Origin of the sequence: Micromonospora sp. NPDC002575, from assembly GCF_042889525.1 — a bacterium.
Lineage (GTDB): Bacteria > Actinomycetota > Actinomycetes > Mycobacteriales > Micromonosporaceae > Micromonospora > Micromonospora carbonacea.
Genome location: NZ_JBIARA010000023.1, coordinates 80,946 through 99,337, shown reverse-complemented (window position 1 = coordinate 99,337; position 18,392 = coordinate 80,946). Strand labels below are relative to the sequence as shown.

Genomic DNA, 18,392 nt, shown 5'->3' with positions numbered 1-18,392 from the left:
TTATCAAGCACCCTGTTGAGTTCTCAAAGAACAACCACACACCATCCGAAACCCCCACACCCGGGGGCCCCATCCGGGGCATCTCGTTCCATCCGCGCCCCCCGCTTCCGCGCCGGGCACTTTTACTACGTTACCCTCCGGTTTCCGCACTGTCAAACCGGAGAATCCCGATCCGACCCGCTTCCACCCGAATTACGGGCACCACTCGCTCACCGGCTTGCGCCGGCTTCACCCGTGGTTTCCGGCAGGCCGGCCGCTGCGGTCTCCCGCACGCTCGCCCGGTTCCCTACCGGCGGTGAACCTTACCCGGTCGGTCTCGCCTCACCAAATCCGCCCTGCGGCAGATCCGGGGCACCGCCCGGACCGAATCATGACGGGTAGTCCCGTCGTGACTCGATGTCGATCGCCGCGCTCCGGCCTCGGGGGCTTTCCGCCCCGTTTCGCCCGTTCCGCGCTGGCAGAGAGAAAGTTACGCCCCCGACGGATTGGTCGTCAAATCCGCCGGGGGCGTCCCGCGTCACACTTCCCACGCGCCGCTATCCGCGCAGCTCCACGCCGGCGAACGACTTCTTCCCGCGCCGCAGGACCAGGTACCGGCCGTGCAGCAGGTCCTCCGGGGTCGGCCGCGCGTCCACCTCGGTGATCCGGGTGTTGTTGACGTACGCGCCGCCCTCGGCGATCACCCGACGCGCCTCCTTGGCGCTCGGCACCAGACCCGACTCCCGCAGCAGCCCGGCGACGTCGGGCAACTCGTCGACGTGCACCAGCCCGGCCTCGGTCAGGGCCGCCCGCAGCGTCTCCGGGGTCAGGTCGTCCAGCGAACCCCGGCCGAAGAGGGCCTGGCTGGCGGCGACGGCCTGGGCCATCTCCCGCTCGCCGTGCACGAGGGCGGTCAGCTCCTCGGCGAGGGCCCGCTGGGCCAGCCGGGCCGACGGCCGCTCCGCGGTCTCCTTCTCCAGCTGCTCGATCTCGTCCCGCGAGCGGAAGCTGAAGTAGCGCAGGTAGCGGACCACGTCCCGGTCGTCGGCGTTGAGCCAGAACTGGTAGAACGCGTACGGGCTGGTCAGTTGCGGGTCGAGCCAGACGGCGCCGCCCTCGGTCTTGCCGAACTTCGTGCCGTCGGCCTTGGTCACCAGCGGCGTCACGAACGCCTGCACGGGGCCGGCCCCCCGTCGCCGGACGTAGTCGACCCCGGCGGTGATGTTGCCCCACTGGTCGGAGCCGCCGAACTGGAGCTGGCAGCCGTGCCGGCGGTGCAGCTCGTAGAAGTCGTGGGACTGGAGCAGCTGGTAGCTGAACTCGGTGAAGCTGATGCCGGTCTCCAGCCGGGCCTTCACCACCTCCCGGGCCAGCATCTTGTTGACCGGGAAGTGCTTGCCGACGTCGCGGAGGAACTCGACCACCGACATCTCGCCAGTCCAGTCCAGGTTGTTGACCAGCCGCGCCGCGTTCTCGCCGGCGTAGGACACGAAGGGCGAGAGCTGGTCGCGGATGCGGTCGACCCAGCCGGCCACCACCTCGGGCGGGTTGAGCGTGCGCTCGGCGCTCTCCTTCGGGTCGCCGATCTGCCCGGTGGCCCCGCCCACGAGCAGCAGCGGCCGGTGCCCGCCGAGCTGGAGACGACGGGCGGTGGCGACCTGCATGAGGTGGCCGACGTGCAGGCTGGCCGCCGTCGGGTCGAAGCCCACGTAGAAGGTGGCGCTCCCGCCGTCGAGCAGCGCGCGCAGCTCGTCGAGGCCGGTCGAGTCCTGGATGAGGCCCCGCCACCGCAGGTCTTCGGTCAGAGAGTCCCGCCCGGTCGGCGGGAGGCTGCTGTCGGTCACGGTCACCGATTCTCCCCCATCGCCGGAACCGGCTGGTACCGGGTTTGCCGCTGATCACGGTTGGCTACGCTGGCCCTCCCGAGGCGAGGAGGAGCCGCCGTGGAGATGCCCGAGCTGACCGGGGGCTTCGTCGCCCTGCTCGGCCTGAAGTTCGACGAGGCGAGCGCCGACCGGGTCGTCATCCGCTGGCTGGTCCGCCCGGACCTGCACCAGCCGTACGGCATTCAGCACGGCGGGGTCTACTGCGCGGTGGTGGAGACCGCCGCGAGCGTCGGCGGGGCGCTGTGGCTGGGCCCGCAGGGCCGGGTGGTCGGCGTGTCGAACCAGACGGACTTCCTGCGTGCGGTCCGCGAGGGCGAGCTGACGGCCGTGGGCACCCCGGTGCACCGGGGCCGCAGCCAGCAGCTCTGGCAGGTGGAGATCTCCGACGACGCGGGGCGGCTGGTCTCCCGGGGCCAGGTGCGTCTCCAGAACCTCGTGGGCTGACCCTCGCCCCCGCGCCGCTGCCCGATTAGGGCCTGACGGGCGTTTCGGTGCCTGAGGCGCGTTACGTCCCTATATCGTCGCGGCGATGGCACCCGTCGACCCGCGCCCGAGGTGAGGAAGCTCCTCGCCGCGACGCTCGGCGTGCTCTCCGCCGTCGGCGGGTTCGTGGACATCGGGGACCTGGTGGCGGCGAGCCAGGCGGGGGCGCGCTTCGGCATGGCGCACGCCTGGGTGCTGCTGCTCGGGGTGGTGGGCATCTGCGCGTACGCCGAGATGGCCGGCCGGGTCGCGGCCGTGAGCGGCCGGGCGGTGTTCGACCTGGTCCGGGAGCGGCTGGGGCCCCGGGTGGCGCTGCTGAACCTGGTGGCGTCCTACCTGGTGACCGTGCTGACCCTCGCCGCCGAGTTGGGCGGCGTGGGGCTGGCCCTGCAACTGGCCTCCGGGCTGAGCTATCTGCTCTGGGTGCCGGTGGCCGCGGCGGCGGTCTGGCTGGTGCTGTGGCGGATGCGCTTCCAGCTGATGGAGCGGGTGTTCGGCCTGGCGGGGCTGGCCCTGGTGGGGTTCGCGGTGGCGCTGTTCTGGCTGCCCACCAACTGGGCGGAGCTCGGGCGCTCGGCGGTGCACGGCGGGGCGGCGGGGCAGGGCTGGGGCGCGTACTGGTTCGTGGCGGTGGCGTTGTTCGCCTCCACGGTCAGCCCGTACGAGGTGTTCTTCTTCTCCTCGGGCGGCGTGGAGGAGCGGTGGAGCGCCGCCGACCTGGCCGACGCCCGGTCCAGCGTGTTGGTCGGGTTCCCGGTGGGCGGGTTCCTCGCCCTGTCGCTGATCGCCACGGCGGCGGTCGTGTACCACCCGGGCGGGGCGTCGCCGGACTCGCTCACCCAGGTGGCGCAGCCGGCCGTCCTCGCGTTCGGGGCGGCGGGGCTGGCGGTGGCGGCGCTGGCGTTCTTCGCCGTCACGTTCGGCGCCGCGCTGGAGACGGGGCTGTCCGCCGCGTACGCCGCCGCCCAGTATTTCGGCTGGCAGTGGGGCAAGTGGGTGAGCCCCCGCGAGGCGGCCCGGTTCCACAGCGTGCTGCTGGCCAGCGTCCTGCTCGGGGTGCTGGTGCTGCTGACGACGATCGACCCGGTGACCCTGACGGAGTACATGCTGGTCCTCAGCGCGGTGGTGCTGCCGCTGACGTACCTGCCGATCCTGATCGTGGCCAACGACCGGACGTACCTGGGCGACCGGGTGAACGGGCCGCTGGCGAACCTGCTGGGGGCGGTGTTCCTGCTGGTGATCGTGGTCGCGTCGGTGGCGGCGGTCCCGCTGGCGGTGGTGACGGGGATGGGGATGGGCCGGTGAGGATGCAGCTCGGCCGGCAACTGCTCGACCGGCAGATCGTCGACCGCGACGGCCGGCTCGTCGGCAAGGTCGACGACGTGGAGTTCGGCGTCGACGGCGACGGCGTGCCGTACGTGGCCGCGCTGCTGACCGGGCAGGGTGCGCTCGGGCAGCGGATCGGCGGCCGGATCGGGCGGCTCCTCGTCGCGGTGGCCGCCCGGTTCACCGAGGACCGGGCGGTGACGCCGCTGCGCATCCCGTACCGGTTGGTGGACCGGGTGGACAGCGCGGTGCGGCTGCGGGCCTGCCTCGACGACCTGCCCCCCTCGCCGGTGGAGCAGTGGCTGCGCCGGCACCTGATCGACCGGATCCCGGGGGCCGAGCGTGCGGGCGGGTGAGTTGCTCGGCCGCACCGCGTACGACCTGCACGGCCGGCGGCTGGGCCGGGTGGTGGACGTGGTGGTGCGCGGCGCGGTCCCCGACGGGCGGCTGCGGCTGACCGACGTGGTCGTCGCCGGGCGCTGGTACGCCCGGGTCAGCGGGCGGCTGATCGGCGCGGAGCGGCACCCGTCGGGGCCGTGGCTGATCCGCCTGGTCGCCCGGGCGCTCAGCGGCAGCAGCCGCCAGGTGCCCGCCGACGCGGTCCGGTTGGTGCCGCCCGTGCCCGGCTTCCCGTTCGGCGCGGCGCAGCCGGGGCAGCCGCATCCGGGGCAGCCACCACCGTCGGAGGGGCCGCCTGCGCAGCCGGAGGGACCGGCGGGGCCGGAGGGGCCGGAGGGGCCGGGCTGAGGGTCAGCCCCGGGCCGGGTCGAGGGCGGGCTGGGCGTCGGGCTCCGTGTCGGATTCCGTGTCGGGCTGTGCGTCGGCGTCGGGCTCGGCCGGGGCGGGGACGCGGCGCAGCCGTACCGCCGTGATGGCCCGCTGGTCGATGTCGGCGACCTCAAGGGCCCAGCCGTCGATGGCGACGTCCTCCCCGGGCACGGTGGGGATGTGCCCCAGCAGGGTCAGGACCAGGCCGGCGACCGTCGTGTAGTCGCCGGAGGGGCGGCCGGGCAGCTCGACGCCGACGTCGACAAGGTCGTGCACGGGGAAGGTGCCGGGCAGCAGCATCGCGCCGTCGGCCTCGGTGCGCACGGCGCGCACGTCCCGGTCGGTCTCGTCGTAGATCTCGCCGACGATCTCCTCGAGGATGTCCTCCAGGGTGACGATCCCGTCGACCGCGCCACGCTCGTCGACGACCAGGGCGATGTGCTGCCGTTCCGCCTTGAACTGGCGCAGCGCGTCGACCACCGGCAGCGAGTCGGGCAGCAGCATCGGCGGGCGGGCGCACTCGTCGACGGGCCGGTCGTCGGGCACCCCGACCAGGTCGCGCAGGTGGATCACGCCGACGGCGTCGTCGAGGCCACTGTGGCGCACCACCGGCGCGCGGGAGTGCCCGGTGGCGGCCAGCACCAGCCGCGCGGCCTCCGCCGTGGTGCCGCTGTCGAGCGTGAAGACCTGCAACCGGGGTACGAGCACCGCGCGCAGCCGCCGGTCGGTGATCTCGACCGCCCCGGCGATGATGGTCCGCTGTTCCTTGGTGAAGCCGTGGTTGCCGGCGACGATGTCGCGCAGCTCGTCCGGGCCGATCTCGTCCGGCTCGTGCCGGGGGTCGAGCCCGACGAGGCGGACCACCAGGTCGCTGGTCGCGCCGAGCGCCCAGACGGCGGGGCGGGTGAGGCTGGCGAGCAGGTCCAGGGGGCGGGCCACCAGCAGCGCCCAGCGCTCGGCGGCCTGCATGGCGATCCGCTTGGGGGCCAGCTCGCCGAAGACGAGGGTGACGAACGTCAGCACCAGGGTGACCGCGACGATCGCGACCGTCTCGGCGGCGGAGCCGAACACGCCGAGCAGCGGCACGAGGGGCTTGGCCAGGGAGACCGCCGCGGCGGCCGAGGCGAGGAAGCCGGCGAGGGTGATGCCGATCTGGATGGTGGCGAGGAAGCGGTTCGGGTCCTTGGCGAGGCGGGCCAGCACCCGGCCGGCCCGGCCGGTGCGTTCGAGTCGCTGGACCTGGCTGTCGCGCAGCGAGACCAGCGCCATCTCGCTGCCGGCGAAGATCGCGTTGAGGACGACCAGGACTCCGACCAGGGCCAGTTGGCTCCAGTAGCTCTGCACGCCCGGTTCTCTCCCTCGCTCCGACGGCCCCGGTCGGCGACGACCGGTGGTGACGCCGTCCGGCGGGCCCGGGCCGGCGTACGCCCCTCTTTGCCCCGTCGGCGGGTCGGCGAATCCTCCGGGCCGCCGAGCGCGGGCCAGGCCCGGTGTGTCCGCCGGCCGGCCGCGCCGTCGGGGACGGTCAGGCCCGGGCGGCGGCGGGCAGGTCGAGCACGTACGCGTCGTCCTCGGCGCGGAAGCCGAGCCGGTGGTAGTAGGGGGCGACCATGCCGGGCGGGCTGACCACGCGGCGGAAACCCCGGTCGGTGAACAGGCTGCTGCGCCGGTAGACGAACTCGCCGGGGGTGAAGTCACGAAACGGCGGGGTGACGTAGTCGAGGTCGACCTGGGCGGTGTCGCCGCCCTCGGCGTGCGCGAGGACCACCCCGACCACCTCGTCGGCGCGGACCACCAGGAACGCGGAGCGGCGGGCGGTGTGCTCGCCCCAGTGGAAGCCGGGGTTGAACCGGGCGATGTCGGCGGCGTGCACGCGCAGGGTGTGTGCCAGGAACTGGTCGTCGACGCCGACCTCGACCACCTGGTACGTCTGCTCGTCGTGCCGGGTCGCGAGCATCCTGCGCAGGTACCACACGTTGATGACGGCGAGCACGACGTTCAGCCCGACCATCGGCCACACGGCGAGGGCGGCGTTGTAGCCGATCAGCACGACGCAGCCGACGAGGTTGAGCGCGCGCAGGCGGAGGATGCGCGCCTGAAGCAGCGACCAGACCAGCAGCGCGGATCCGGTCCAGCCGATCATGTCCAGCCAGTTCACCCCGCGAGACTAGTGCCCGCCCAGCTCAGGCGGCCAGTTCGAGGACCCACTCCTCGACGACGGCGCGGCGGCCGTTGGCGTACCCGCTGTCCTCGCCGACGACGACGAAGCCGCACTTGCGCAGCACCGCGAGGGAGGCGGCGTTGTCCTTGGCGGCGCGGGCGCGCACCGGGCGGCGCGGCAGCTCGGCCAGCAGGGCGGCGAGGGCGCCGGTGGCGTGGCCGCGACCCCAGCGGGCCCGGTCGATCCAGTAGCTGACCTCGGTCTGGTCGTCGACGGGGAAGGCGGCCACGTGGCCGACGACGGCGTCGTCGACGGTGACGGTGCGGGTGACGATCGCCGGGTCGGCGCGGATGCGCCGCCAGTGCGCGTCGAACGCCGCCCGGTCCGCCGGGTCGACGGGGCCGAACGCGGCCACCCAGTTGGCCTGCGCGTCCTGCTCGAAGGCGAAGAAGTGCGGCAGGTCGTCGTCGCGCACGGGGCGCAGGCGCAGGGCCTCGGCAGGCGCGGCGCTCGGGCGCAGATCCTCGGCGGTCACGCAGGCAGGGTACCGGCGGGGTGGGACAGCCCGTGACCCGCCGCTCCACCGACCGGAATGCCTGACCGCCAACTGGGCGCCCGGTGGTCCCGCGACATCATTCCGCCGGGTGGCGTGATGATGACAGGATCGGGTGCCATGAGGAGATCACGGACGTCTCATCGGCTCCTGGGCCGGTTGACCCCGGCGCGGGCGACGGGCGCGGCGGCCACCGGCGCCCAGGCGACCGGGGCCCAGGCGACCGGGGCGCGGGCGGCGGGCGCAGCCGCCGTGGGGGCGATGGCCGTGGGGGCGATGGCCGTGGGGGCGACAGCCCTGGCCGTCGCCGCGATCGGTCGGCTGGTGGTCCGCCGGGCGATCATCCGAGAGCTGCGCATCGGTCGGCTGGAGGTCGACGAGTTGATCGTGCACCGCCGCGTCGACGGCGACGCCACCCGGCACCCCACCGAAGACGGGTAACAGCGGAGCCCCGCCCCGGCGGCACGGCACACGGTGATCAAGAGGTTTGCGTCATCGCCGAGGTCAATCCGGACGCTTTTCTCTTGATCACCCCCTTCCGGGGCGAGCCGGGCCAGAACCCCCGCCCGATGTCCCGGGTCAGCCCGTCGGGGGCAGGGCCATCGGGTAGCCGTACAGGTCGAGCAGGCGGATGCGGGCCGACTGGAGCCGGTCCACCACCACGCTCATGAACCGGGTGGTGAGCTGCCGGCCGAACGCGTCGTCGTACTCCATCATCCGGCGCACCCCGGCGGCGGTGAACTCCACCGCGGGGGTGCGGCGCACGGCGACCGCGCCGAACTGCCACCGGTACGGCGGGAACAGCCAGGACCAGCCGAGCACCCCGCCCGGGCCGATCGTGTCGATGCCCACGTCGCCGCGCCCGGGGACGGGGAAGTCCAGGGCCACCTCGCCGCCCCGGACCAGCCAGAACCGCTCGGCGGGCTGACCGGCCCGGAACAGCCTGTGCCCGGGGTGCCACACGACGGGGCGGGCGTACCCGGTGAGCCGGGGCAGCCACTCCTCGGGCACGCCGGTCAGGAACGGGTGTTCGCGGAGCATGTCCAGCGGGGTCATGGCGGCTTTCCTCGTCGTGGAAGGGGCCCGGCGCGCGGGCGCGAGCGTGTCGCCGCCCCTGAACCTCGTGACGGTGGACATCTTCGACCTCCTTGTCGATGTCCTGCCTCCCATCCGACTCCTCCGCGGCCTGCGGCGTCAGGGCCGTTGGTCCCGGGCCACGCGGGAGGAACGCCTCTGCCGCCAGGCCGGACGGCGGCGCGACCGTGGAGGCGGCGCGACGTGGAGGCGGCGCGGCGTGTCCGGGCAAATGCCGGTGCTGGGCGGGGGCCCACGCCGACAATGACCTGTGAGCGAGCACCGGGAGAGCTGATGAACCTACCTGTCGTGGCAGGGGTGGACGGATCCCCGTCGAGCCTGGTCGCCGCCGAGCACGCGGCGCAGCAGGCCGCCTGGCGGTCCCGGCCGCTGCTGCTGGTGCACGGTTACCTGCACCCGCTCGGCTACGGCGTGCCGCTCAACCCGTACGACATGGGGTTGCCCGCGCCGACCGAGGAGGCCCGGCGGATGCTGGACCGGACGGCGGAGGACCTGCGCGGACGCTGGCCCGGCGTCGCCGTCGAGGTGCGGCAGGTGGCCGGCGGTCCCGCCGCGACCCTGGTGGCGGAGTCCCGCCGGGCGGAGCTGGTCGTGGTCGGCAGCCGGGGGTTGGGCGGCTTCGCCGGCCTGCTGCTCGGCTCCGTCGGCGCGCAGGTGGCCGGGCACGGGCACTGCCCGGTGCTCGTGGTGCGGCCCGAGGAGCAGCCGATCCCGGCCGGTGGCCCGGTGGTCGCCGGGGTGGACGGGTCGGAGCCGGGGCGGCTCGCCGCCGGGCTCGCGGCCGACGAGGCGGCCCGCCGGGGCACCGGCCTGGTGCTGGTGCACGTGGCGACAACCGACGACGCCCGCGCGGTGCCGGACGAGGTGGCGGAGTCCGGGGCGGCGGCGCGGGCGGAGTCGGCGGACCTGCTGGACGCCACCGCCGCCGAGGTGACGGCCGCCCACCCCGGCCTGGCCGTCGAGCGGCGGCCGATGCGGGCCGCCAAGCCCGAGCGGGCCCTGATCGAGTTGAGCGGCGACGCGGCCCTGATGGTGGCCGGCTCGCGCGGGCGCGGCGGCTTCGTCGGCCTCGTGCTCGGCTCGGTCAGCCAGGCGCTCGTACAGCATGCGCACTGTCCGGTGCTGGTCGCCCACCCGCAGCCGGCCGACGCGGCGTGACCTGGACGGCCGCCCCGCCGGCCCCGGGCGGTCAGGAGGGGTCGCGGCCGGCGAGCAGTTCGTCGAAGCCGGCGGTGAGCGCGAACGGGTCGGGCGGCGCGGCGGGGGGCCGGCGCGCCACCTGGTCGGCCAGTTCGCCGGCCGCGCGCACGATCCGGGAGCGCAGGGCGCCCTCGGCCGACGCCTGCGACCAGTCCTCCGTGGCGGCGAAGACCGCCGTGGGCACGACCACCGCCCTGAGGTACGCGAACATCGGCCGGACGGCGTGTTCCAGGGCGAGGGAGTGCCGGGCGGTGCCGCCGGTGGCGGCGATCAGCACGGGCCGGTCCGCCAGCGTCGTGGCGTCGAGCACGTCGAAGAACGACTTGAACAGGCCGCTGTAGGACGCGTTGAAGATCGGCGTGACCGCCACGACGCCGTCGGCCGCGGCGAGCGTGTCCAGCGCGTCGCGCAGGGCGGGCGGCGGGAAGCCGGTGAGCAGGTGGTTGACCACGTCGTGGGCGTGGTCGCGCAGGTCGATCGGGCGCAGCTCGACCTCGACGCCCCGCCGGGCCAGCTCGTCGCGGGTGGCCGCGGCGAGCTGGTCGGCGAGCAGCCGGGTCGACGAGGGCTGGGAGAGCCCGGCGGAGACCACGGCGAGGGTACGGCGGCTCATCGCCCCACCTCCGCGCCGGTGCCGACGGCGTCGGCGGGGCCGGCAGCCGGGTCGACGGCGGCCTCGGCTGCGGCGGCGTCCCGGGCGGCCTTCAGCGACGCGTGCGTCGGGGCCTCGGGCACGTGCGCGGGCCGCAGGGCGGCGAACTCCCGGCGCAGCACGGGGACCACCTCCTCGCCGAGGAGGTCGAGCTGCTCCAGCACGGTCTTCAGCGGCAGGCCCGCGTGGTCGATCAGGAAGAGCTGCCGCTGGTAGTCGCCGACGTAGTCGCGGAAGCCGAGCGTGCGGTCGATCACCTGCTGCGGGCTGCCGACGGTCAGCGGGGTCTGCGCCATGAAGTCCTCCAGCGCCGGCCCGTGGCCGTAGACGGGGGCGTTGTCGAAGTACGGGCGGAACTCCCGCACCGCGTCCTGCGAGTTGCGCCGCATGAAGACCTGGCCGCCGAGGCCGACGATCGCCTGGTCCGGCGAGCCGTGCCCGTAGTGGGCGAAGCGCTCCCGGTAGAGGCCGACCATCCGCTGGGTGTGCTCCTTGGGCCAGAAGATGTGGTTGGCGAAGAAGCCGTCGCCGTAGTAGGCGGCCTGCTCGGCGATCTCGGGGCTGCGGATCGAGCCGTGCCAGACGAACGGCGGCACCCCGTCGAGGGGGCGCGGCGTCGAGGTGAACGACTGCAACGGGGTGCGGTGCTTGCCCGACCAGTCGACCACGTCCTCGCGCCAGAGCCGGCGCAGCAGGTCGTAGTTCTCGATGGTCAGCGGGATGCCGGCCCGGATGTCCTTGCCGAACCACGGGTAGACCGGACCCGTGTTGCCCCGGCCGAGCATGAGGTCGACCCGGCCGTCGGCGAGGTGCTGGAGCATCGCGTAGTCCTCGGCGATCTTCACCGGGTCGTTGGTGGTGATCAGGGTGGTGGCGGTGGAGAGCAGCAGCCGCTCGGTGCGGGCCGCGATCCAGCCCAGCATGGTGGTGGGCGACGACGGCACGAACGGCGGGTTGTGGTGCTCGCCGGTGGCGAAGACGTCGAGGCCGACCTCCTCGACCTTGCGCGCGATGGTCACCATCGCCTTGATCCGCTCGTGCTCCGACGGCTCCCGCCCGGTGGTCGGGTCGACGGTCACGTCTCCGACGGTGAAGACCCCGAACTGCATGACGACTCCTCGTGTGGCTGCCGGACCGTTCCGGCCCCGGACGCAGCGCACAACATATTTGACGAGTCAACTATTCCGCCGCTCGGGGGGTCCCGGTCCCGCTGACCGGACGCGGCGGCGGGCCGGGGCAGGTGGGCGGGGCGGGCGCGGATGGGGACGCGGGTCAGCCGCCGGCCACCGACGGGAGCACCTGCACCTCGGCACCCGGCGGGACGGGCGCGTCCAGCCCGCCCAGGTGGCGGCAGTCCTCGCCGTCGACGTAGACGTTGACGTGCCGGCGCACCTCGCCGCGCTCGTCGCGCAGCCGCCGGGCCAGTCGGGGCCACCGCACCGCCAGCTCGTCGAGGACGTCGCGCAGCGTGCCGGCCGCCGCGACGGTGAGCCGCGTCGCGCCCCCGACCTCGCCGCGCAGCGGCCCCGGCACCAGGACGGTGACCACTCAGACCTCCGCCGCGCGGACGCAGAGCACGTCGGGCAGGTGGGCGGCGACCAGCGACCAGGAGTCGCCCTCGTCGCGGCTGGCGTAGACCTCGCCGGAGCGGGTGCCGAAGTAGACGCCGGTCGGGTCGGCGTCGTCGGCGCACATCGCGTCGCGCAGCACCGCCGGATAGAACGGCCCGGCGGGCAGGCCCGCCGAGAGCGCCTCCCACGTCCCGCCCGCGTCGGCCGAGCGGTAGACCCGGCACCGCTCGTCGACCGGGAAGCGCCGGGAGTCGGCGGCGAGGGGGAACGACCAGATCACCCCGGGGCGGCGGGGGTGGGCCACCATCGGGAAGCCGAAGTCGCTGGGCAGGCCGGCGGCGATCGACACCCAGGTGTGGCCCCCGTCGTCGGAACGGTAGACGCCGTGGTGGTTCTGCGCGTAGAGCCGCTCCGGGTCGCCGGCGTCCCGGGCGACCTTGTGCACGCACTGGCCGAACTCGGGCCACTCGTCGGGCAGGAAATAGGCCCGGATGCCCGTGTTGCCCGGCGCCCAGCTCGCGCCCGCGTCGGCGGAGTGGTAGACCCCGCCGGTCGACATGGCCACCGTGATCCGTGCCGGGTCGTGCGGGTGCGGCAGGACGGTGTGCACCGCCTGGCCGCCGAAGCCCGCGCCCCACTGCTCCCGGTGCGGGTGCTCCCACAGCGCGCGGACCAGCGCGAAGGTGCGCCCCGCGTCGGTGGAGCGGAACAGCGCCGACGGCTCGGTGCCGGCCCAGAGCACGTCCGGCTCCGCCGGCCCGGCGGGCGCGAGCTGCCAGACCCGACCCAGGATCGCCCCGGTGTCGACCGGGAACGCGACCGGGGCCTGCTCCGGCTCCTGCCAGGACGCGCCCAGGTCGTCGCTGGTGGCCACGCTGGGCCCGAAGTGGGAGCTGGTCACCCCGGCGAGCAGGCGGGGCACGTCACGCCGCGCGTCCACCGCCACCGCGTATACCCCGGTCATGGGGTGGTAGGGGCCGCTGAGCTGCCAGGTGCGGCGGCCGTCGGTGCTGGTGGCGAGGAAGAGGCCCTTGCCGGTGCCGATCGCGAGCAGGGTCGTCATGGCGCGTCCTTCGCGGAGCCGGGAGCCGGATGGCGTGATTATCGCCACCGGGTCCGACAGAAACCGGCCGACGCACCGGCAGCGCCGGGGCCCAGCCGCAGGTCAGCGGCACCAGACACCTTGAGGGCGGCCCCGGCCGGTGTTCCATCAGACGGGGTCGATCGCGAGATCAATGACGTGGTCATCCTCGATGCCGAAGACGAACGCGAAGGACAGCGGCCCGCCGGGGAAGTCACCATCCCCGGAGGCCACCAATCGGTGACCTGTGAACGAGGTCGGCGTGATCACGACCTTGGGGTCGATCAGGTGCGACTGGATCCACGCGCGGATCTCGGCCTCGCCGGCCCAGGTTCTCCCGTCATCGCGCACGGTGGCACCGTCGCCGAAGACCGCGGCCAGCGCGGTCGCGTCGTGCGCGTTGTTGGCCGCGATGAAGTTCTCGACGGCCTTGGGCAGGATGATGTCGTTCATTCCTGTTCTCCGGTTCTTTCAGCCGTCAGGATGCGGTCACGTCCTGGCGGATTTCTGCCGCGCCTCAGCAGCACGGTGACGATGCGGGCGGCGACCCCCGCGAGTGGCAGACGCCGACTTCGGGAAACGGGCTCAGAAGTCCGCGCTGCGGGAGAGCTTCTCGTTCGCGCGCAACTCGGCGAGGGCGTTCTCGTGCATCGCGACAACGACGTCGTAGCCGGAGTTGCCGAGCACGATCCGGTGTGGCGGAACGGGTGCGTTCATCGCGGTGATCACGGCCTGCACCCCGCGTTCGGGGTCGCCCGCCTGCTTGCCGTCTTGGTCCACGAACGCCGCCTTGACGCCCTCGACCATCGGCACGTAGGCGTCGACGGTCTCGTTGACGGGCTCGTTCTGGAAGCCGGCGTAGGCCCTGGTGCGGAACGCTCCCGGCTCCACGACGAGCACGCGCACCCCGAACGGCTCCACCTCCTGGCGCAGTGTCTCCGACAGTCCTTCGAGCGCGAACTTTGCCGCCGAGTAGTAGCCGAAGCCTTGTGCGCCGACGAGGCCCGCCACCGACGACATGTTCACGATCCAGCCGTCGCCGCGCGCCCGCATACCGGGCAGCACCGCGCGGATCACGTCGACCACGCCGAACAGGTTGAGGTCGAACGCGCGGCGGACCGTCTCGTCCGGGGACCCCTCGACCGAGCCGAACCAGCCCCGGCCCGCGTTGTTGACGAGCACGTCGATCCCGCCGAACCGCTCCTCGGCCGCGTCGACCGCCGCTCGCACCTGCTCGGCATCGGTGACGTCGAGCGGAAGGACCTGCACCCGGTCGCCGTACGTTGCAGCCCATTCCCGCAGTTCAGATGGCCGGCGCGCGGTCACCACGACCTGATCGCCCCGTTCCAGTGCAGCCTCGGCGTAGGCCAGGCCGAACCCGCCGGGCGTCCCGCCCGTGATGAACCAGGTCCTCATGGACTTCCCCTCTCGCTATAGCAAACAATGTAGCGCTATGTAAGCTACTATAGCAAGTATGCAGAACGCACGAGATCGACTCCTGCTGGCCGCGGCAGAACTGCTGCAAGCCGGCGGCACGGTGTCCACGAGGGCGGTGTGCGACCGCGCCGGGGTGCAGGCCCCGACGCTGTACCACCACTTCGGCAGCAAGCAGGGCCTGATCGACGCCGTGGCGAACCACGGATTCACCCAGTACACGGCGGTCGAGAGCTCCGGCAACCCGCTGGACGACCTGCGCGAGGGCTGGGACAGGCACGTGCGGTTCGGGCTGGAGCACCCGTCGTTCTACGGTCTGCTCTACGGCCGTGTCGAGCCGGGAAAGCCCTGCGCCATCACCGCTCCCGCACACGCCGCGTTGCGGGAGCGATTCACCGCCGCCGCCGCCCAGGGCATGCTCAAGGTGCCGGCGGACGACGCCGCCGAGCAGGTGCTCGCGGCCAACGTTGGCGTCACGCTCACCTTGATCAGCCAGCCGGAGCCGGACTTCGGGCTGTCCGGACGCGTCCGCGAGGCCGCGCTGGCCGGCGTCCTGCACACACCTTCCGCCGACACCCCCACGACCCGCGCAAGCGCGGCCCTGACGTTGCGTGCGCTGACCGACAACGACCCGGGCGACCTCACCCCCGGCGAACGCGGACTGCTCGGCGAGCTGCTGGACCGCCTGGCCCGCTGAAGCACGCGATGCTTCTCCGAGGGGCCGCACGCCCTCGTCACCCCGGACGCGCGGCCCCACCCGGATGTGCCACTGCGCCACGTGGCCAGCTGGGGCTCGATGCCCACAAAGCAGGTGACCCCACCGTCTGCTTTCCTGGAAGCATGACCTACGCCTGGCTCGGCGCGCCCGCGGCTGCTGTCGCCGAAACGGCACGCGCCCTCCTCGGCTGGCTGGCTGTCGCCAACGGCGTCACCATCCGGATAACCGAGACCGAGGCGTATCTGGGTTTGGGGCAAGACCCCGCCAGCCACGCCCACCGCGGCCGCACCGCGCGTAACGCGGCCATGTTCGGCGCAGCGGGTCACCTCTATCTCTACCGCATCTACGGGCTGCATACCTGTGCGAACGTGACCTGCGGACCGGTGGGCGAGCCTGCGGCGGTTCTCTTGCGGGCTGGGCATGTCGTGCTTGGTGTCGACCTGGCCCGCTCCCGGCGGCCTGCGGCCAAACGCGACGTCGACCTCGCCTCAGGGCCGGCCCGCTTCGTTGAGGCGCTTGGCTTGCAGATGACGGCCTACGGGACGTCGGTCGTTGATGGCACCGGCCCGCTGACCCTGCATCCTCCGACTGAGCCGGTCCCGGACGAACGCGTCCTGGCCGGCCCTCGAGTCGGCGTAACCGCTGCACACGATCTGGCGTGGCGATTCTGGGTCGCCGGCGACCCGACCGTCAGCGCCTACCGTCGGCACGTGCCCCGTAGCCGGGCGGGGCGTCGCCATGTCGGCGACATGGGGGCTTCCCCGAGCCGGGACCACCCCATGTCGCCGACCTGGAGTCGATCACCCTTGAACGACACGTTGACAACGTATCGTTCAAGTGATGGCATCGGGGCATGAGTCTGGAGCAGCAGAAGTCGTTCGCCGCGCCCGATCCGGGGCGCGCACGGGCGCACCGCACCCACGCCGCGCTGGCCCGGATCGCCGAGCGGCACGCGGGCGACGAGGCGCGCCGCCGCCGCTACGCCCACCCGCACGTGCTGGACCCGTACGAGGCGGTGGCCCTGGTGACCGCGCTCGCCGCCGGTGGCGCGGAGCTGGCCGACGGCGAGGAGCCGGTCGACCAGGCCGACCTGGTCGCCGCGCTCACCCTCGTGCCGCACCTGCGCGCCGAGGTGGACGCGCTGGAGGCCGGCCTGCTGCGGCTCGCCCGCGACCGGGGGCTGACCTGGCAGGGAATCGCCCACGGGCTGGGGCTCGGCTCGGCGCAGGCCGCCCGGCAGCGCTACGAACGGCTCACCGGCCGGGTCGGCGGCACCCCGGACACCGGCGACCACAGCGACGGGGAGGCGTGATGGACCGCGCGGAACTGATGGCGTACTGCCTGGGCAAGCCCGGCGCGTGGCTCGACCAGCCGTGGGACGCCGAGGTCGTGGTGAAGGTCGGCAGCAGGATCTTCGCCTTCCTCGGCCCGGACTCCGACGACCGGGTGGGCCTCAAGTGCGCCCCGACCCGGGAGCTGGCCGACGAGTGGCTGCACCGGTTCCCCGGCGACGCGGTCGCGTCCTCGCACGTCGGCCGGTTCGGCTGGAACAGCCTGCGGCTGGCCGGGGCGATCGACGACGACGAGCTGCGCGAGGCGGTGGACACCTCGTACGAGGCGGTGGTGGCGAAGCTGCCGCGCCGCGAGCGCCCGACGACGCCGGCCTGATCCCGGCCTGACCCCGGCCGTCGGGGCGGGGTCAGCGATCCGGGTCGCCATCGGGGGCGGGGGCGGCACCGCCCCGGGCCCGGTTGAGGAAGCGTTCGCGCAGGTCGGGGCCGCGCCCGGGGCGAAGCTGGGCAAGCTGGGCGCGCGCCTCCACCTCACCTCCACCGCCACCCGGACCACCACTGCGGACGCCTGCCGGGCGAGCTGCCTGAGGCTGGCGCGCAAGATCGTGCTCAGTCCCGGAAACAGTGGTATCGCCGCCACGTTGATCCCACTCTTTCCCTGATCGAGCGGGCTCCCCGGCAGCGCGCCGGGGAGCCTTCGTCGTAGCAGGGTCGTAGGCGGGGAGGTCAGCGGGGCACGACGGTCTCGGCGGCCCACTCCCGCCAGCCCGCCAGCCTGTCGGCGGCGGTGGCGAGCTGGTCGGCGACCGGCCCCGGGCCGGTGGAGCCGGGGGTGGTCCGGGCGGCCAGGGCCGACCGCACCGACAGCACGTCGCGCACCGACGGGTCGAGGTGCTCGCTGACCGCCGCCAGGTCGGCGTCGGAGACCTCGTCGAGGGCGCAGTCCCGGACGGCGCAGAGCGCCACCAGCTTGCCGGTGATCTCGTGCGCGTCGCGGAACGGCACGTTGCGCCGGACCAGCCAGTCGGCGACCTCCGTGGCCAGGGAGAAGCCGACGGGGGCGGCGGCGGCGAGGCGGTCGACGCGTACCGTCATCGTGGAGATCATCCCCGCGAGGGCCGGCAGCAGCAGTTCCAGGGTGTCGACCGCGTCGAAGGCCGGCTCCTTGTCCTCCTGCATGTCCCGGTCGTACGTCATGGGCAGGCCCTTGAGCATGGTGAGCACGGCCATCAGCCCGCCGACGAGCCGGCCGGACTTGCCCCGGGCCAGCTCGGCGATGTCGGCGTTCTTCTTCTGCGGCATGATCGACGAGCCGGTGGCGAACGCGTCGTCCAGCTCGACCCAGCCGAACTCCTGCGACGTCCAGAGCACCACCTCCTCGCCGAGGCGGGACAGGTGCACCCCGATCAGCGCGGTGACGAAGAGGAACTCGGCGACGAAGTCCCGGTCGGCGACGGCGTCCATCGAGTTGGCGAACGACGTGCGGAAGCCCAGCTCCTTCGAGACGGCCACCGGGTCCAGCGGCAGCCCGGAGCCGGCGAGCGCGCCCGCGCCGAGCGGGCTGACCGCCGTGCGGTGGTCCCAGTCGCGCAGCCGTTCCAGGTCGCGCAGCAGCGGCTGCACGTGGGCCAGCAGCCAGTGCCCGAAGGTGACCGGCTGGGCGTGCTGGAGGTGGGTCATCCCCGGCGCGGCCGTGTCGACGTGCCGGGCGGCCTGCTCGACCAGGGCCTCGGCCAGCTCGACGAGGCGACCGGCCACGCCCCGGGCGTGGTCGCGCAGGTAGAGGCGCAGGTCGGTGGCGACCTGGTCGTTGCGGGACCGGCCGGCGCGCAGCTTGCCGCCGAGGCTGCCGAGGCGTTCCAGCAGCCCCCGCTCCAGGGCGGTGTGCACGTCCTCGTCGTCGACGGTGGGCCGGAACGCGCCGGAGGCGCAGGCCGCCTCCAGGTCGTCCAGGGCCGCCAGCATCCTGCCCAGTTCCTCGGGGTCGAGCAGGCCCGCGCCCGCGAGGACCCGGGCGTGCGCGCGGGACCCGGCGATGTCGTACGGGGCGAGGCGCCAGTCGAACTGCACGCTGACCGACAGCCGGGCCAGCGCCTCGGAGGGGCCGCCGGCGAAGCGGCCACCCCACAGGCTCGTACGGTTGGTCGCGGCGCTGTTCTCGGTGAGGCTCTTGTCGTCCACGCCGCCCATTGT

The 18,392-nt window shown here is 73.6% G+C and carries 22 protein-coding genes; 10 read left to right on the top strand and 12 right to left on the bottom strand.

Features of this window, described 5'->3' with window-relative positions:
• Positions 1 to 536: 536 nt before the first annotated feature.
• Positions 537 to 1,823: a tyrosine--tRNA ligase gene (tyrS, locus tag ACFYWL_RS27010; protein ID WP_386978144.1), complete on the bottom strand. Its 1,287-nt coding sequence runs from the start codon at positions 1,821 to 1,823 to the stop codon at positions 537 to 539.
• Positions 1,824 to 1,928: 105 nt separating this feature from the next.
• On the opposite strand from tyrS, the gene ACFYWL_RS27005 reads away from it, so the two are divergent.
• From ACFYWL_RS27005 to ACFYWL_RS26990, 4 genes are all read left to right on the top strand, one after another.
• The gene (locus ACFYWL_RS27005) at positions 1,929 to 2,309 is read left to right on the top strand and encodes a PaaI family thioesterase (RefSeq protein ID WP_386978141.1); all 381 of its coding nucleotides are present in this window, start codon (positions 1,929 to 1,931) and stop codon (positions 2,307 to 2,309) included.
• Positions 2,310 to 2,420: 111 nt separating this feature from the next.
• A complete protein-coding gene (locus ACFYWL_RS27000) occupies positions 2,421 to 3,653 on the top strand; it encodes an NRAMP family divalent metal transporter (protein WP_386978118.1) in 1,233 nt (410 codons plus the stop codon).
• A 2-nt stretch (positions 3,654 to 3,655) separates the two neighbouring features.
• Positions 3,656 to 4,030, top strand: a complete 375-nt coding sequence (locus tag ACFYWL_RS26995; protein ID WP_386978139.1) for a hypothetical protein — start codon at positions 3,656 to 3,658, stop codon at positions 4,028 to 4,030.
• The gene (locus ACFYWL_RS26990) at positions 4,017 to 4,421 is read left to right on the top strand and encodes a PRC-barrel domain containing protein (protein WP_386978115.1); all 405 of its coding nucleotides are present in this window, start codon (positions 4,017 to 4,019) and stop codon (positions 4,419 to 4,421) included. Before ACFYWL_RS26995 ends, ACFYWL_RS26990 begins: the two co-directional genes overlap by 14 nt.
• Positions 4,422 to 4,424: 3 nt before the next feature.
• Here ACFYWL_RS26990 and ACFYWL_RS26985 read toward each other — a convergent pair whose 3' ends face one another.
• The 3 genes from ACFYWL_RS26985 to ACFYWL_RS26975 all read right to left on the bottom strand — a co-directional run bounded on the left by ACFYWL_RS26985 (position 4,425) and on the right by ACFYWL_RS26975 (position 7,138).
• Positions 4,425 to 5,786: a hemolysin family protein gene (locus tag ACFYWL_RS26985; RefSeq protein WP_386978112.1), complete on the bottom strand. Its 1,362-nt coding sequence runs from the start codon at positions 5,784 to 5,786 to the stop codon at positions 4,425 to 4,427.
• Between the two features lie 181 nt (positions 5,787 to 5,967).
• Positions 5,968 to 6,600, bottom strand: a complete 633-nt coding sequence (locus ACFYWL_RS26980) for a hypothetical protein (RefSeq protein ID WP_386978109.1) — start codon at positions 6,598 to 6,600, stop codon at positions 5,968 to 5,970.
• 25 nt (positions 6,601 to 6,625) lie between these two features.
• Positions 6,626 to 7,138, bottom strand: coding sequence for a GNAT family N-acetyltransferase (locus ACFYWL_RS26975; RefSeq protein ID WP_386978107.1), 513 nt, complete (start codon positions 7,136 to 7,138; stop codon positions 6,626 to 6,628).
• 138 nt (positions 7,139 to 7,276) lie between these two features.
• On the opposite strand from ACFYWL_RS26975, the gene ACFYWL_RS26970 reads away from it, so the two are divergent.
• Complete coding sequence (locus ACFYWL_RS26970) at positions 7,277 to 7,597, top strand: hypothetical protein (protein WP_386978104.1); 321 nt, start codon at positions 7,277 to 7,279, stop codon at positions 7,595 to 7,597.
• Between the two features lie 138 nt (positions 7,598 to 7,735).
• On the opposite strand, the gene ACFYWL_RS26965 is transcribed toward ACFYWL_RS26970, so the two are convergent.
• Positions 7,736 to 8,212 (bottom strand): cyclic nucleotide-binding domain-containing protein, encoded by a 477-nt coding sequence (locus ACFYWL_RS26965; RefSeq protein ID WP_043968061.1) that lies wholly within the window; start codon positions 8,210 to 8,212, stop codon positions 7,736 to 7,738.
• Positions 8,213 to 8,524: 312 nt separating this feature from the next.
• Between ACFYWL_RS26965 and ACFYWL_RS26960 the strand changes: the two genes are divergently transcribed.
• The gene (locus ACFYWL_RS26960) at positions 8,525 to 9,409 is read left to right on the top strand and encodes a universal stress protein (protein WP_386978101.1); all 885 of its coding nucleotides are present in this window, start codon (positions 8,525 to 8,527) and stop codon (positions 9,407 to 9,409) included.
• 31 nt (positions 9,410 to 9,440) lie between these two features.
• On the opposite strand, the gene ACFYWL_RS26955 is transcribed toward ACFYWL_RS26960, so the two are convergent.
• The 6 genes from ACFYWL_RS26955 to ACFYWL_RS26930 form a co-directional block, all read right to left on the bottom strand.
• On the bottom strand, positions 9,441 to 10,064 hold the full coding sequence (locus ACFYWL_RS26955; protein ID WP_386978098.1) for an FMN reductase: 624 nt from the start codon (positions 10,062 to 10,064) through the stop codon (positions 9,441 to 9,443).
• Positions 10,061 to 11,212 (bottom strand): LLM class flavin-dependent oxidoreductase, encoded by a 1,152-nt coding sequence (locus tag ACFYWL_RS26950; protein ID WP_386978095.1) that lies wholly within the window; start codon positions 11,210 to 11,212, stop codon positions 10,061 to 10,063. Before ACFYWL_RS26950 ends, ACFYWL_RS26955 begins: the two co-directional genes overlap by 4 nt.
• 163 nt (positions 11,213 to 11,375) lie before the next feature.
• Entirely contained in the window at positions 11,376 to 11,651 is a 276-nt protein-coding gene (locus tag ACFYWL_RS26945; RefSeq protein WP_386978092.1) for a ubiquitin-like small modifier protein 1, read from the bottom strand.
• Positions 11,652 to 12,737: a WD40/YVTN/BNR-like repeat-containing protein gene (locus ACFYWL_RS26940; protein WP_386978089.1), complete on the bottom strand. Its 1,086-nt coding sequence runs from the start codon at positions 12,735 to 12,737 to the stop codon at positions 11,652 to 11,654. It lies immediately after the preceding gene.
• Between the two features lie 147 nt (positions 12,738 to 12,884).
• Positions 12,885 to 13,208 (bottom strand): nuclear transport factor 2 family protein, encoded by a 324-nt coding sequence (locus ACFYWL_RS26935; protein WP_386978086.1) that lies wholly within the window; start codon positions 13,206 to 13,208, stop codon positions 12,885 to 12,887.
• Positions 13,209 to 13,340: 132 nt separating this feature from the next.
• Positions 13,341 to 14,171, bottom strand: a complete 831-nt coding sequence (locus ACFYWL_RS26930; RefSeq protein ID WP_386978083.1) for an SDR family NAD(P)-dependent oxidoreductase — start codon at positions 14,169 to 14,171, stop codon at positions 13,341 to 13,343.
• Between the two features lie 58 nt (positions 14,172 to 14,229).
• On the opposite strand from ACFYWL_RS26930, the gene ACFYWL_RS26925 reads away from it, so the two are divergent.
• From ACFYWL_RS26925 to ACFYWL_RS26910, 4 genes are all read left to right on the top strand, one after another.
• Complete coding sequence (locus ACFYWL_RS26925) at positions 14,230 to 14,886, top strand: TetR/AcrR family transcriptional regulator (protein ID WP_386978080.1); 657 nt, start codon at positions 14,230 to 14,232, stop codon at positions 14,884 to 14,886.
• 143 nt (positions 14,887 to 15,029) lie between these two features.
• A complete protein-coding gene (locus tag ACFYWL_RS26920) occupies positions 15,030 to 15,764 on the top strand; it encodes a DNA-3-methyladenine glycosylase (RefSeq protein WP_386978078.1) in 735 nt (244 codons plus the stop codon).
• On the top strand, positions 15,761 to 16,219 hold the full coding sequence (locus ACFYWL_RS26915) for a DNA-binding protein (RefSeq protein WP_386978074.1): 459 nt from the start codon (positions 15,761 to 15,763) through the stop codon (positions 16,217 to 16,219). Before ACFYWL_RS26920 ends, ACFYWL_RS26915 begins: the two co-directional genes overlap by 4 nt.
• Positions 16,219 to 16,575 carry an MmcQ/YjbR family DNA-binding protein gene (locus tag ACFYWL_RS26910; RefSeq protein ID WP_386978072.1) on the top strand — a complete coding sequence of 119 codons (357 nt, stop codon included), beginning with the start codon at positions 16,219 to 16,221 and terminating at the stop codon, positions 16,573 to 16,575. The genes ACFYWL_RS26915 and ACFYWL_RS26910 overlap by 1 nt, the downstream gene beginning before the upstream one ends.
• Positions 16,576 to 16,925: 350 nt before the next feature.
• Here the strand turns inward: ACFYWL_RS26910 and argH are convergent, their stop codons facing one another.
• A complete protein-coding gene (argH, locus tag ACFYWL_RS26905) occupies positions 16,926 to 18,389 on the bottom strand; it encodes an argininosuccinate lyase (RefSeq protein WP_386978136.1) in 1,464 nt (487 codons plus the stop codon).
• Between the last annotated feature and the right edge of the window lie 3 nt (positions 18,390 to 18,392).

Bases quoted from the DNA above. Each gene is read 5' to 3' on its own strand.
- ACFYWL_RS26910 (WP_386978072.1), top strand. From the start codon at position 16,219: ATGGACCGCGCGGAACTGATGGCGTACTGCCTGGGCAAGCCCGGCGCG.
- ACFYWL_RS26970 (WP_386978104.1), top strand. From the start codon at position 7,277: ATGAGGAGATCACGGACGTCTCATCGGCTCCTGGGCCGGTTGACCCCG.
- ACFYWL_RS26925 (WP_386978080.1), top strand. From the start codon at position 14,230: ATGCAGAACGCACGAGATCGACTCCTGCTGGCCGCGGCAGAACTGCTG.
- ACFYWL_RS26930 (WP_386978083.1), bottom strand. From the start codon at position 14,171: ATGAGGACCTGGTTCATCACGGGCGGGACGCCCGGCGGGTTCGGCCTG.
- ACFYWL_RS26995 (WP_386978139.1), top strand. From the start codon at position 3,656: ATGCAGCTCGGCCGGCAACTGCTCGACCGGCAGATCGTCGACCGCGAC.
- ACFYWL_RS26940 (WP_386978089.1), bottom strand. From the start codon at position 12,737: ATGACGACCCTGCTCGCGATCGGCACCGGCAAGGGCCTCTTCCTCGCC.
- ACFYWL_RS26955 (WP_386978098.1), bottom strand. From the start codon at position 10,064: ATGAGCCGCCGTACCCTCGCCGTGGTCTCCGCCGGGCTCTCCCAGCCC.
- ACFYWL_RS26965 (WP_043968061.1), bottom strand. From the start codon at position 8,212: ATGACCCCGCTGGACATGCTCCGCGAACACCCGTTCCTGACCGGCGTG.
- ACFYWL_RS26920 (WP_386978078.1), top strand. From the start codon at position 15,030: ATGACCTACGCCTGGCTCGGCGCGCCCGCGGCTGCTGTCGCCGAAACG.
- ACFYWL_RS26935 (WP_386978086.1), bottom strand. From the start codon at position 13,208: ATGAACGACATCATCCTGCCCAAGGCCGTCGAGAACTTCATCGCGGCC.
- ACFYWL_RS27005 (WP_386978141.1), top strand. From the start codon at position 1,929: ATGCCCGAGCTGACCGGGGGCTTCGTCGCCCTGCTCGGCCTGAAGTTC.
- ACFYWL_RS26960 (WP_386978101.1), top strand. From the start codon at position 8,525: ATGAACCTACCTGTCGTGGCAGGGGTGGACGGATCCCCGTCGAGCCTG.
- argH (WP_386978136.1), bottom strand. From the start codon at position 18,389: ATGGGCGGCGTGGACGACAAGAGCCTCACCGAGAACAGCGCCGCGACC.
- ACFYWL_RS26915 (WP_386978074.1), top strand. From the start codon at position 15,761: ATGAGTCTGGAGCAGCAGAAGTCGTTCGCCGCGCCCGATCCGGGGCGC.
- ACFYWL_RS26950 (WP_386978095.1), bottom strand. From the start codon at position 11,212: ATGCAGTTCGGGGTCTTCACCGTCGGAGACGTGACCGTCGACCCGACC.